The following is a 13,137-nucleotide window of genomic DNA, read 5'->3' as shown; positions in this document are numbered from 1 at the left end:
GCCTAAATTTACACACAGACTTTTACAGATATAAATAATGAATCAGGTAGCATTAGATTTTAATAGTATTTCAAAAACTTTGTAATTTATACTTGTTTTTCAGTATTTTACAACAATAACTATAAACTTACAAAATATAAAAATTATTTTATTTTTGTAGGAGGAGGACCACTTGAACCACAAGAACCATTATAATTTAGAGTAAGTAATATTAATTGAGCTGCCCAAATAATAAATCCTGCAAGCAAAGCGGCAACCTCTAAGCCAGTTACAATTCCAATAATAATTGCGATCACTTTTGCTAAAGCCCACCAACCCAAAGCAGCTAACAGAATTTTGACAATTGTCCAAAGAATTTTTTGGCTATTCAATACGCCAAAAAAACCAATTGAATTATCTACGGTTATAGTACCTTTGGTTAAATCAACTAAGGCTGTTCGTGCAGCATTGTTGCCTACAATTTTCAGATAGACTTTTTCTGCGGTACCTTCAACAGACGGAAAAAGACCTAATGCTTCTAAAAAGCCAACTGTTAGATGAGTTACAAAACCAATCCACCAAAGAGTACAATCAGAAAGAAGCCCTGTGGTGGTTGATAAAATCAAATGATCCTTGTGTCTTCCGTGATAGATCAATTTGGTTATGCCGTTTTGATCTATTCGAGTAATTACTTTTTTGAGGCGTGGATCTTTATCCATTATTTGTTTGGCTTGCTCAAAAGCGATGTCAAATTTCAATTTAAAGCTTTCCGTTGACATTACTGGACCTATCCATTTCTTGACTCCTTTATAAATGGCTTGCTTATGTTCCTCCGAAAAAATTTCAGGTTGCACTTTCATTTCTGTTATAATAGTTTGCTCATTGCCTGTAATTTCTACTTTCTTTTGAGAAAGATATGTTGCATTGATAGGCATAGGTGCATCCCAAATGATATCATCAGGTGAAACTGGCAATTGTTGCTCCGTAAAATGAGCATAAAAATTTAAGGGTACTTGATTAGCAGTATCAACAGCTGGATATACCGAAAGGTCAAAAGCACTTATTAATGCATCATCATCAATAGCTTGATTATACATCCATTGTCTAACTTGGGCTTCGTCATGGCTTATATTCCAAAAATTAATGTTTTGAATATTGCCATAAAAATAATCACCTGTTCTTCCCACAGAATTATTTGCTGCTCCGATTACTAAATCGACACCAATCTGTGTATTTATCTCGCTATTCGCAAATATTAAGCTACATAAATTGCCATTGACAAATAAGCTGAGTGTACTTTTTTCGGGAGTATCTTCAATATAATTATATGACAATGCAAAATGGTAGTAGGTGTTCAATTTTAATTTTTTATTACTACTCAAGCTATCACTCCCTCTACTAGCAATAAGTACATTACCATCATTCATTGACGCTAATTTTACAATGTACTCTTGTTCTCCGTTACCACATGAAATAATAGTTTGTTTGTCTGTATTTTGGGTACTCAAAAACCACCCATCTATCGTAAAAGATGTTTCTCTATAGATATGATATGCCTTTGTATTTGCACTAATGTATTTAGCCTGGTTAGTATTATGGCCATCAAAAGATGTAGATGGTATATAAAAAATATACAATGCTCCATTCATTAAACTAATACTATTGGGTACTCCCGAGATATCAATAGGAGGCAATGTTGCAAAATCTACTGCTAAGACAGGACTTACCCTTGTGCAGACATAATCTGGATTGGTACTAGGGTCTGTACTTGTAAGGTCTGAAATATGAAAAAAATCTGTACCCGTATTCATAGAGTCACTCATGATTTCGGCTCCTGACCGGCAGATATTCCAAACCATTACGGACCGAATCAGTCCTTTATAAAAACTATTAATCGGTTGATTCGAAGAATTTCTTGTTGCTCCAGTCCACAAATCTGCAGGTAATGTTTTTGGAGTAAACGAAATACCAAATTCTTCTAACAGTAATATTCCATCACAATAAAGCGAAAGAATTCCTTTTATTTTGTCAAATGTGGCAGCTACGTATTGCCATTTATATTCTTTAATAGGATTAAAATCACTATAAAAAGTATGATTATCTTTTTTAAATTTCAAAATGCCTTTATCAATGTAAAGACTGTATTCCGTCTGCTGCTGATTATCTACATAATAAGACTTATCAAAAACATAAACTGTATTTTGAATATCTGTATGCGATAAACACACCCATGCTTCGAGTGTAAAAGAACTAAAGCCACCAATGTTAGAATTATCACCAAAACTAATATATTGATTGTTTTGAAGCTGTACCGTACTGGATGCCCAGCGAGGATAAATAGGTAAATTACTCATAATTAAAAATAGTAAAGGTTAAAAAATATAATTGTTTTTCTTTTAATGCTACAATTGCATTACTAAAATTGAAAAATAATTAATACAAGTACTATCTCTAAAAAGACTTTCTCTTCCTCATTTTGATAAAAAAAGTGACTGTTTCAATTTGAAACAGTCGCTTTTTTAAAATAATTGTCATTTTGTTCCTTGTTTTGTACTTTTTGTTCCTCAAAACAAACATTATCCTCTTACCGCCACTCCGAAGCTGTCTTACCAAACTTTTCTTGAAACACTTTCGAGAAATAGGGCAGACTCTCAAATCCTACTTCATAGGCAACTTGCGAGACCGTTTTATCGCCTTTTTTGAGCATTTCTGAAGCTTTTTCTAAGCGGTAATTCCGTACAAACTCTGTACCAGTTTGGTTGGTAATGGCTTTTAATTTTCTACGCAATTGTACTGGGGACAACTGCATTTCGCTGGCAAAAGTAGCAGCATCAAATTCGCTCTGGCTCAGGTAGTTGTTAATAACAGTTTGGGCTTTTTCGATAAACAAATCTTCCAGTGTTGTCTCGGGCATTACAACTATTTCGGGCTCAATGGCAATGGTTTGGCGGGTGTATTTTTCTCGCAACGACTGTCTTTGCTGAATCAAATTGCTTACCCGCAAGTTCAACTCTTCTCGATTAAAAGGTTTGGATAAATAATCGTCGGCTCCCTGTTGTAATCCCACTAATTTATCGTCTATGCTGGCTTTTGCGGTAAGCATAATTACAGGAATATGGCTTGTTCTCTCATCATTTTTCAGTTTTGTACAAAGGCTCAATCCGTCGAGTTTGGGCATCATCAAATCCGAAATGACAATATCTGGAACAAATTCAATTGCTTTTGCCAACCCCTCCTCGCCATCTGCTACTATAAGCAATTGGTATTGGTTTTCGAAAATAGAAGCGATATAAAAACGCAAATCAGGATTATCTTCAACAATAAGCATAATTTGAGCATTTTCGTTGTTTTCGGAATCCTCAAAACGGCTGTTATTTTCCTCAAAAACAACTTCGGGTTTCAATTTAAGAATGGGTAGTTTGGCATTTTCGGATAACAAATTCAAAGGCTCATACGGCAAATTCAAAGTAAATTTTGTTCCTTGGTCTAATTTGCTTTCTACCGTAATAGTTCCTTCTAATATAGCTATTAATTCTTTAACTAATGCCAAACCAATACCACTGCCTTCGTGCAAACGTTGGTTAGAATCGTCTATTTGATAAAAACGATTAAAAATATAAGGCAGGCGTTCTGGTGCAATACCAATACCAAAATCCTGAATGTTTATTTGTAGTAATTGTGTTGTTTTTGAAGGTTTTTTGTTGTTTTGTGTATGCAAATCCTCAAAGTCAATTTTTACCACAACCCGCCCATTTCTAGGAGTAAATTTGAAAGCATTTGAGAGCAGATTGGTCATTATTTTCTCTATTTTATCCAAATCAAAATGCCCAAAAACAGCTTTTTGAGGTATCGAATAATTAAAAACAATGCCTTTGTCTTGTGCCAAAGATTCAAACGAAGCCACAATTTGTATCAAAAACTGAGCTATATCTGCTTCTTCTTTTTGCAGACGCATTTCTCCAGCTTCAAGTTTTGAGATTTCGAGTATTTGATTGATCAAATTTTGCAGTCTGCTTAAGTTACGCTGCATTATTTTCAGAATACTTTCGTTAGGGTATTTCTTTTGCAAATCGTCAACAGGACCTACCAATAAGGTAAGCGGTGTACGAAATTCGTGCGAAATGTTGGTAAAAAAACGTGTTTTTAAATCATCCAGCTCTTTGAGTTGGTTGTTTTGAAGTTGTTTGAGCTGCAATTGCTGCTCCGAAAATCTTTTTTTCTTTTCAGAATTTTTAATGATACGACCTAAGAAGAATATAAAAACAAAAAATTCGCAAGAAAAAAGAAAATACGAAAAAGCATAAAGCGGCAAATAATCCAGCAATCCTGTGAGCGGTAAAAAGAGTAAGGTGGTACCAACTAATCCGAAAACAATAGGAATAGCATAAAACTTGTCGATAAATGTTTTATTAAAAAGATTACTAACAATCAAAATTAAAAAATAAACAGACGATAAAACAATATTGAATATACCCGCTTTGAGCCAATACCACTGGTAGTCCAAAAACGATAAAACACCTAAAAGTACCGAGATAGAGAGCGAAAATTTAATAAGATTTGCATTCCATTTGGGTAATTTTTTAATATCGGCGGCAAACAATAAAAAGAATCCCACTCCAACCGAAAAGGTACTGTAAAGCAAAAAATCTATCTTGGCTGCCATGTCTGGATTATCCGTAAGAAAAGGGGCGGCAACATTAGTATAACCCCAATAAGCAAAAGATCTAAAAAATATGTTCAATGAGTATAATCGAAAAGAGCGCTCTTTGATAACCCAAAAACCAAGCATAAGGATTAAAATAAGTCTAAAAATCATAAACCCATTTAGTAATCCTTGATTGGCAGCACTTTCTAGTCTGGAAGCATAATAAGTGTCTTTTGTAAACAATCGAATCGAGGCAAATTGTCCTCGTTTGCTGCTCACTTTTATATAAACTGCTTTGGTTTGATTGGGGTGTAACACAATCCGAATTTTTGGAAACTCATAGATTAATTTTCGCTCGGTTTTCGAAGTAATAATTTTTTGAATTTTGTGATTAAAACCATTTTTGGCGTCGTTTTGTACGTAAAAATCGAGTTGTTCTGCTAGCATATTTGCCCATACCAAAAGTAAATCATGGGTTTGCGAACTGTTGTTTTTGAGTTTAAATTTTACCCAATGCACATGGTTTGTAAACGGAAGGTTGAGGTAGTTTTTTTTTGATTTTACAAAAGCTTTTTTTTGAACAGCGTTCAAGGTTAAACTAGCGGTTGAGTCTCTGTATATAGACACCAAACCCGACAAATCGAGAGGGAATTTTTGGTCTTTTTTTAAGATAATTTCTTGGGAAAATGAGGTAGTTGTAATTACTAAAAACAGTAATCTCACAAAAAAAACAGTATTTAAAAATTTAGTTGCTATCATTTTTGGGAAAATCATAATTATAGGTGTTTTTTTGTAAAAATATGCAATCAAAGTGAATGAACCTCAAAAAATGATTTGAAGCAGGTATTTATTAACATCAAAGATAGTATGGAATGTAAATTATACTTTGTAAAATAAGATTTTTTTGACTTTATTTTACTCCCCTACCTCAACATAATTCTTATCCGTTTCATAAAGCGTAATCGCTAATTGATTTTCTTGCGGAAGCCAGGGTTTTAAGATAGCGAATATAACCCAAGCAAAATTTTCGGTAGAAGCTATTTTGTTTTCAAATTCTGGACAATCAAGGTTAAGGTTTTTATGATTAAAACGAGTTTCTATTTCGTTTTTTATAATAGTACCTAATACTTTCATATCCATTACATAACCCGTTTCGGGATTAATTTTCCCTGTAATTTTTACAATAAGCCTAAAGTTATGTCCGTGATAATTGGGGTTGTTGCATATTCCGAATACCTCCTCGTTTTTTTGGTCAGACCAATTGGGATTGTGCATTCTATGGCAAGCATTAAAATGGGCTTCACGGCAAAATCTAGTTGCTACTAATCTACCATAGTTTTTTGTGGCAAAACGGAGTCAACTCCAATTTCTTTGGTTGTTCATTTAGCATCTTTTTGTAGTACTCTAGGTAACTCCAAATCAATCCTATCTGCGTTCACTAAAGGATAATTATCTGTTTTTCATTATTGTTATAGATTTAAAAAGATTAATTGTCTTTAAAAATAAATAAAAAAGGAATATTTATCTTATTTTTAAGAAATAAAAAAAATATTCATCTTTTATTTTGAAATTTGCAAGGTAAAAAATCTAAATATCCTCATCAAATGAAAGCGTCCGTACAAGAAGAAACAATAGTAAACGAAAAGAAAGATATTCAAAACACTCCGAATACAATCAAGAATGATTTTGCATTTACATTAAAGAGCACTTGTTTAGATGAAAACTATCGCCCCTCAAGTAAAACACGTCTTACCACCAATTTTGCAAATTTGGCTAGAGGGGAAAATCGCCAACAAAACTTGCGTAATGCCTTAAATATGATTAACAATCGATTCAATGCATTGGCTTATTTGGATAACCCAAAAGGGGATCGTTACCTTGTAGAACTTGAAATCATCACAGTAACAATGCGTATTGATGATAAAAATGGTAGTAACAATCTGCCGTTGATTGAAGTTTTAAAAACGAATATTTTTGACCACAAGACTAACCAGCGTATCGAAGGTATTGCCGGAAATAATTTTTCTTCTTATGTTCGTGATTATGATTTCAGTTTTTTATTGATCGAGCACAATAAAAACAAATCTAGTTTTTGTGTTCCTGAAAATTTTGGTGATTTACACGGTAAACTTTATAAGTGCTTTGTGAGTTCAGACACTTACAAAGAGCACTTTAAAATGTCACCGATTATTTGTTTAAGTGTATCGAGCAACAAAACGTACACTTGCACTGGGTTTCAGCATCCGGTTCTGGGTTATGAATATTTGCAGGATCAGTATTCTCTCACTGATGAATATTTCTCTAAAATGGGCTTAAAAGTTCGTTTTTTCATGCCTCCGAACAGTGTGGCGCCGATGGCTTTTTATCATTCCGGAGATCTACTTGCTGATTATACTGATCTTGGACTAATCAGCTCCATTAGCACGATGGAGACTTTCCAGAAGATTTATCGCCCTGAAATTTACAATGCAAATTCAGTGGCTGGGAAAATCTATCAACCTAATCTTAAACACGGAGATTATTCACTGACTCGCGTGGTTTATGACCGCGAAGAGCGCAGCCAATTGGCAGTTGAACAGGGTAAATATGCTGAAGAGCATTTCATTACCCCTTACAAAAGTCTTCTGGAACAATGGTCTGCCAATTTCGCTCTTTAATTAATACAACAACACCTTAAAATTATTTTTATTATGAACAAATTAGTATTACCCACCTCAATTGTTGGAAGTTTACCAAAGCCTGCTTGGCTTGCACCACCCGAAAAACTTTGGTCACCTTGGAAATTAGAAGGAGATCAGTTATTGGAAGGAAAACAAGATGCTTTGCGCATTTCTTTGCAGGAACAAGAATTAGCAGGAATTGATATAATTAGTGATGGTGAACAAACACGTCAACATTTTGTAACGACTTTTATCGAGCATTTAAGCGGTGTAGATTTTGAAAATCGTAAAATTGTAAAAATTCGTGACCGTTATGATGCGAGTGTTCCTATTGTTGTAGATCAAGTTACACGTCAAAAAGCCGTTTTTGTTGAGGATGCTAAATTTTTACGTACACAAACTAAAAAGCCTATAAAATGGGCATTGCCTGGCCCAATGACCATGGTAGATACCTTATACGATGACCATTACAAAAGCCGAGAAAAATTGGCGTGGGAATTTGCAAAAGCACTCAATGAAGAAGCAAGAGAACTTCAAGATGCCGGGGTCGATATTATTCAGTTTGATGAACCTGCATTTAATGTCTTTTTTAATGAAGTAAACGACTGGGGAATGGCAGTATTAGAAAAAGCCATTGAAGGTTTAAAATGCCAAACAGCTATACATATTTGTTACGGCTATGGAATACAAGCCAATACGGATTGGAAAAAAACATTGGGTTCAGAGTGGCGTCAATACGAAGAAATTTTTCCGAAAATTCAAAAATCCAATATTGATATTGTGTCATTAGAATGTCATAACTCAAATGTACCTTTTGATTTAATGGAACTTGTTCGCGGTAAAAAAGTAATGGTCGGTGCCATTGATGTGGCAACCAACACTATCGAAACACCCGAAGAAGTAGCTGATACGCTACGTAAAGCGCTGGAGTTTGTAAATATCGAAAATCTTTACCCTTCTACAAACTGTGGTATGGCTCCGTTATCTCGAGATGTAGCTAGAGGTAAGTTAAGTGCTTTAAGTGCAGGAGCAGAAATTATACGCAAAGAACATACTATTTAGTCCAATGTATTAATTAGAAAATGGAGTCTTTTTTTTGACTCCTCTGTCCGTAGAGTTTAGCGACTCTTCGGACTAACAAATAAATCTAGAAACTCCTTCCTGAAATCAGGCCATAACAAAAATTAGAGTTCTTTTCGTCGAGCCATACGTTGAGCGATGATGCTTGCAGCAATCAATTGCAAGGCATGGTAAAGCATGAGTGGCAACAATATGATGCCCGTGATTGTACTGTGCTGAAAAAGCACTTTTGACATAACGGTGCCGTGTACCAATGACTTTTTAGATCCGCAAAATAAGACAGTAATACGATCTTCATCTGAAAAACCAAGCAAACGACTGAGTAGTCCGACACAAAGGAATACGGCAAAAAACAAGACCATCATCCCTGTGGCGAGTCCGGCAAGTTCAAGGGCAGTAAAGCCTTCGAAAAGATGTTCGGAGAATGACTTACAAAACGACGTATAAATGATAGTAAGAATGACTGCCTGATCAAAATATTTGAGCTGTTTCTTATATTTTTCAGCAATGGTGCCAAAACGGGAGTTGAGGCTGATGCCAATGATGACAGGCAACAAGACTTGAAGAACCAACTTTATGACGATATTAGTAATATCAAAATCGCCTGTTGCAGAAGCTATGAACAGCCCAACCCAGAGCGGCGTAACGATTACTCCAATCAAACTCGAAATGCTCGCATTGAAAATAGCTGCAAGAATGTTGCCTTTGGCGATAGAAACCATGACTACAGAAGAGGAAACTGTGGATGGTAAAGCTGCCAGAAAAAATACACCCAACCAAAGCAACTCGAAACCAGCGTTGATGAATAAAGGACGAAATGCCAAAACGAGGAGCGGAAAAAACAAAAACGTTGTTAACTGAACAACAAGGTGCATTTTCCAGTTTGATAGCCCGGTTTTTAGTTTCTCAACACTCAATCGCAATCCATAAAACAAGAAAATAAACGACACGCCTACATTGGCGATGTCTTCTAGCGAAACAGGTTCTTTGATCATGCCCAGCTGGGGCAAAAAATAGGCCAGCAGAATCATGGTGCCTATCATTAACAAGAAACCATCCAAACCTACTTTCCTTAAAACTTCTAATAACTTCTTCAATGCACTCTTTTTTTTAGATTTATATACTGCAAAAATAAGTTTTACAGGTTGCTAAATCTTCGAATTAATTAAAATAAGGTTTTTGTATTGTTTTTTGGTATATTTGAAGATTATTATTCTTTTTTGTAAATTAATTCAACCTTTTTTAAGTAAAATATTCCATGGAGCAGATAGACAATATAGATCTTCAATTACTAAATATACTTCACGATAATTCTAAATACACGGTAAAAGAACTTGCCAAGATGGTAAATCTTTCGGCATCGCCAGTTTTTGAGCGAATTAAAAGATTGGAAAACAATGGTTATATTAAGAAATATATAGCACTCCTTGATGCAGAAAAATTAAACAAGGGATTCATCGTTTTTTGTAATATCAAACTTAAACAGCACGATCGTAATATTGGGAATCAGTTTGTTAGTGATATTATGAAAATAGAAGAAATTGTGGAATGCTATAATATCGCAGGAGATTACGATTTTTTAATGAAAGTCTCTGCCAAAGACATGAAGCATTATCAGGATTTTGTCTTTAATAAATTAGGCGCAGTTAAAAGCATAGGGAGTACCCATAGTACATTTGTCATGGCGGAGATAAAAAATCTCTATGGATAGGCTAAAGGAAAGCTTAATGGTCAAATGAAAATTGTATTTTTCTCACTCCCCAACCTCTACAAAATTCTTATCGGTTTCATAAAGCGTAATCGCTAATTGAATTTCCTTTGAAATCAACGGCTTTAAAATTCCATAAATTACCCAAGCAAAATTTTCGGTAGAAGCTATTTTTTCTTTGAATTCGGGGCAATCAAGATTGAGATTTTTATGATCAAAACGGTTTTCGATTTCGTTTTTTATAATAGTTCCCAAGACTTTCATATCCATTACATAACCTGTTTCGGGATTAATTTCTCCTGTAATTTTTACAATAAGCCTAAAGTTATGCCCGTGATAATTGGCGTTGTTGCATATTCCGAATACCTCCTTATTTTTTTGGTCTGACCAATGGGGATTGTGCATTCTATGGCAGGCATTAAAATGGGCTTCTCTGCAAATGGTAGTTTTCATTTTTTTACGGTTTTATTCTAAAATTTCCTCGTATTCTGTTACAACCAATCCTTCTACAGGATGAAAATGGAGTTCTATTTTCTGATTTTTGAAATCAATCCAAAAAGTCGAACTCAAAAAATGACCACGCTCTTTAATGGCTGTTATTTCCTGAAAAGGAAGCTTTACAGTAGATTTTCATATTTCTAATGTGGTAGCTTCCACTTTTTGAAGCCTTATTTGCTGTAGAAATTCGGTTTTTAGGCTTGTTTTATATTTTTCAAATTCAAATTCAGTGGTAATTCCAATCCCAGAATCATCATCATTAAGTTTAAAAAACAAAGCAGAATTATCGTCAAAAACAAATTCAATAACATCTATAAAACTATAATGTTCGTCAGGATTTGAAGAATTTATCCAATAATAATAGAAAATAGAAACAATTTTATTTTTAGAGTTAAAGTGTTTCAGTAGTTGAATTTCTTCGGGATTTAGATAGGCTTTTTTTTGCATTACTAATTTTTATTTTATTATAAATCTTTAAAAGCAGGTGTTTCCAAAATTGAAATATCAAAAGGTTTGTCTTCAATTTCATTGGTATTTACAACCTGAAAATTTCTAACATCGACCATATCATTAAACTCTGGGGATGTATTAATGATGATGCCTCCCAATAAAAAAATTCGCTCGCACTGAAACTCTTTTTTAGATATTTTGACTAGCAATTGTATTTTTCTATGAATTTCTTCATAGAAAACTTCTGTGATTTCTTTTTTTGGATTCGATGCCTCTAGAATTCTTTGTTTATAAGGCATAACGGTTCGTTCCAGTAATATTTGTTGGTAATCTATCTCCGAATTGATGGGTACATACACCTCATTTTGTTGTTGTAATCGTTCTAATCCAAGCATTAATGCACCACAACTATTGGTTAGTTTGCGTTGTCCCGGTCGTCTCATTTCGCCGAGTACTCCAGTATCCGAAATGCCAATATGTGGACCATAAAAAACAAACGCATCACCACCATCTGGAATGTGATGCGCAAATGCCACCATACCCGTGAGTCCAGAATAAGGCAAACCACCCAAACCACCCATTGAAAAGGGACGTGCCAACACTTTTCTAAAATCGGTAGAAACATTCACGTCATCGGAACAAAGCGAAGTAGCAAAGAGCATTTTTGAGAGGTCGGATTGATACTCTTTTTCTAAAAAATCCAAGTATTTATTGGTTACATTTTCGCCTGTTTCAGCATTCGGGTATTCCTTTAATACAAATTGGTTCATAGTGATTAGGGGTTTTTATTTTGACAATTCTCGCAAGTGCCTTCAATTAATAAATTCATCGTTTCCATTTTATTTTTACCCAATACTTGCAGGTATTCTTCGGGTAAATTGGGTAGTGAAACTACGGTTTCGCAATCCTTGCATTTAAAATGAGATTTGCCATCACAATCAGGAATGTGCAGATTTAAAGTATAAACCGCTGTACCCGATGCATTGCAGAATTTTTCTAAAATCCCTTTCTGTGAATAAATTTGCAAGCTTCTAAATATGCTAGATCGGTCGTGTTGATGGTCAAATATTTTTTCTAAATCCAATAACGTAAAAGCCTTTTCAGAACCCAGAAAAACAGACAAAATATCCAATCTGTTTTGGGTAATTTTTAGTCCATTTTCTTTTAGAATTAGGGTGGCTTCTTTCGTCATTGCTATATCATTTTAAAAAAATCATTTCGAATTTGAGTATCGCTAAACTGTCCGCTATATTCTAGTGTTGTTGTTTTGCTGGATTTATCGTTTACGCCACGGGTAGAAACGCACAAATGTTCGGCTTCGACCACCACAATTACATCTTCGGTTTGGAGTGCGGTTTTCAATTCGTTGAAAATTTGCATTGTCATTCGTTCCTGTACTTGGGGTCTTCGCCCAAAATATTGCACAATCCGATTCATTTTTGACAATCCAATCACTTTACCTGACGAAATATAACCAATGTGTGCCTTGCCAATTATGGGTAAAAAATGATGCTCGCAAGAAGAGTTAAAAGTAATGTCGCTTTCAATCAGCATTTTGTTGTATTCGTATTTATTGTCGAAAATCGAAATTTTAGGTTTGTTTTTAGGGTCTAATCCCGAAAAAAGTTCTTTTACATACATTTTTGCCACTCGATAGGGCGTGCCACTCAAGCTATCATCTGTTAAGTCCAAGCCCAATTCTTCCATTATTTTTTGATAATGAAACGATATGGCTTCTATTTTTTGGTCGTCTGTTCTGGCAAAAGCATCGCTACGCAAAGGTGTTTCTGTCGATGTGCCGATGTGGTTGTCGCCAAATGCATCGGCTTGTTCTTGATTTTTCATTTTTCTAAAAAATATAATTGATTGTTTTCTAAATCTAATTTTCGGTAAAAACAGGCTTTTCTGTTCTCGCCTTGGGCATTAAAAGTGTGGCAAACACCTCCTTTTTCGAGTGTTACTTTATAAACAATTGCATCTTGGTCGCAATCAATAAGAATTTCGTCTATACGTAAAGTGTTGCCCGAAGTCAATCCTTTTGTCCAAATTTTGTTTGTAGAAGTACTCCAAAAAGTCGCTTTTCTGGTTTTTAGTGTAATTTCAAATGCTTCTGAATT

Annotated in this window: 11 protein-coding genes and 2 pseudogenes; 3 read left to right on the top strand and 10 right to left on the bottom strand. The window is 34.6% G+C overall.

The window, feature by feature from the left end; genetic code table 11:
- Positions 1–143: 143 nt before the first annotated feature.
- The 3 genes and pseudogenes from GKZ86_RS20860 to GKZ86_RS20850 all read right to left on the bottom strand — a co-directional run.
- Positions 144–2,333 carry a LamG-like jellyroll fold domain-containing protein gene (locus tag GKZ86_RS20860; RefSeq protein WP_154784987.1) on the bottom strand — a complete coding sequence of 730 codons (2,190 nt, stop codon included), beginning with the start codon at positions 2,331–2,333 and terminating at the stop codon, positions 144–146.
- Positions 2,334–2,563: 230 nt separating this feature from the next.
- Positions 2,564–5,383 carry a response regulator gene (locus GKZ86_RS20855; protein ID WP_194632614.1) on the bottom strand — a complete coding sequence of 940 codons (2,820 nt, stop codon included), beginning with the start codon at positions 5,381–5,383 and terminating at the stop codon, positions 2,564–2,566.
- Between the two features lie 156 nt (positions 5,384–5,539).
- Positions 5,540–5,929 (bottom strand): annotated as a pseudogene (locus GKZ86_RS20850) (6-carboxytetrahydropterin synthase); the annotation flags it as partial.
- A 299-nt stretch (positions 5,930–6,228) separates the two neighbouring features.
- On the opposite strand from GKZ86_RS20850, the gene GKZ86_RS20845 reads away from it, so the two are divergent.
- Both GKZ86_RS20845 and GKZ86_RS20840 read left to right on the top strand, forming a co-directional pair.
- The gene (locus GKZ86_RS20845; protein WP_154784984.1) at positions 6,229–7,281 is read left to right on the top strand and encodes a DUF1852 domain-containing protein; all 1,053 of its coding nucleotides are present in this window, start codon (positions 6,229–6,231) and stop codon (positions 7,279–7,281) included.
- Between the two features lie 33 nt (positions 7,282–7,314).
- A complete protein-coding gene (locus GKZ86_RS20840; RefSeq protein ID WP_154784983.1) occupies positions 7,315–8,346 on the top strand; it encodes a methionine synthase in 1,032 nt (343 codons plus the stop codon).
- Between the two features lie 122 nt (positions 8,347–8,468).
- Here the strand turns inward: GKZ86_RS20840 and GKZ86_RS20835 are convergent, their stop codons facing one another.
- Positions 8,469–9,461, bottom strand: a complete 993-nt coding sequence (locus GKZ86_RS20835; protein ID WP_154784982.1) for a bile acid:sodium symporter family protein — start codon at positions 9,459–9,461, stop codon at positions 8,469–8,471.
- A 161-nt stretch (positions 9,462–9,622) separates the two neighbouring features.
- Between GKZ86_RS20835 and GKZ86_RS20830 the strand changes: the two genes are divergently transcribed.
- A complete protein-coding gene (locus tag GKZ86_RS20830; protein WP_154784981.1) occupies positions 9,623–10,075 on the top strand; it encodes an Lrp/AsnC family transcriptional regulator in 453 nt (150 codons plus the stop codon).
- Between the two features lie 42 nt (positions 10,076–10,117).
- Here GKZ86_RS20830 and GKZ86_RS20825 read toward each other — a convergent pair whose 3' ends face one another.
- The 6 genes and pseudogenes from GKZ86_RS20825 to GKZ86_RS25645 all read right to left on the bottom strand — a co-directional run.
- Positions 10,118–10,525: a 6-carboxytetrahydropterin synthase gene (locus GKZ86_RS20825; protein WP_154784980.1), complete on the bottom strand. Its 408-nt coding sequence runs from the start codon at positions 10,523–10,525 to the stop codon at positions 10,118–10,120.
- Between the two features lie 177 nt (positions 10,526–10,702).
- Positions 10,703–11,017, bottom strand: a complete 315-nt coding sequence (locus GKZ86_RS20820; RefSeq protein WP_154784979.1) for a hypothetical protein — start codon at positions 11,015–11,017, stop codon at positions 10,703–10,705.
- A gap of 17 nt (positions 11,018–11,034) precedes the next feature.
- Positions 11,035–11,790 carry a hypothetical protein gene (locus GKZ86_RS20815; RefSeq protein WP_154784978.1) on the bottom strand — a complete coding sequence of 252 codons (756 nt, stop codon included), beginning with the start codon at positions 11,788–11,790 and terminating at the stop codon, positions 11,035–11,037.
- A gap of 5 nt (positions 11,791–11,795) precedes the next feature.
- Entirely contained in the window at positions 11,796–12,212 is a 417-nt protein-coding gene (locus GKZ86_RS20810) for a Fur family transcriptional regulator (protein WP_154784977.1), read from the bottom strand.
- Positions 12,213–12,214: 2 nt separating this feature from the next.
- Entirely contained in the window at positions 12,215–12,865 is a 651-nt protein-coding gene (folE, locus tag GKZ86_RS20805) for a GTP cyclohydrolase I FolE (RefSeq protein ID WP_154784976.1), read from the bottom strand.
- Positions 12,862–13,125 (bottom strand): annotated as a pseudogene (locus GKZ86_RS25645) (phosphoribosyl-AMP cyclohydrolase); the annotation flags it as partial. The gene folE and the pseudogene GKZ86_RS25645, both read right to left, overlap by 4 nt.
- Positions 13,126–13,137: the final 12 nt, after the last annotated feature.

Origin of the sequence: Flavobacterium sp. LC2016-13 (genome assembly GCF_009707955.1) — a bacterium.
Classification (GTDB): Bacteria; Bacteroidota; Bacteroidia; order Flavobacteriales; family Flavobacteriaceae; genus Flavobacterium.
The sequence above is the reverse complement of the archived record's forward strand: the minus strand, read 5'-3'. Positions and strand labels throughout refer to the sequence as shown.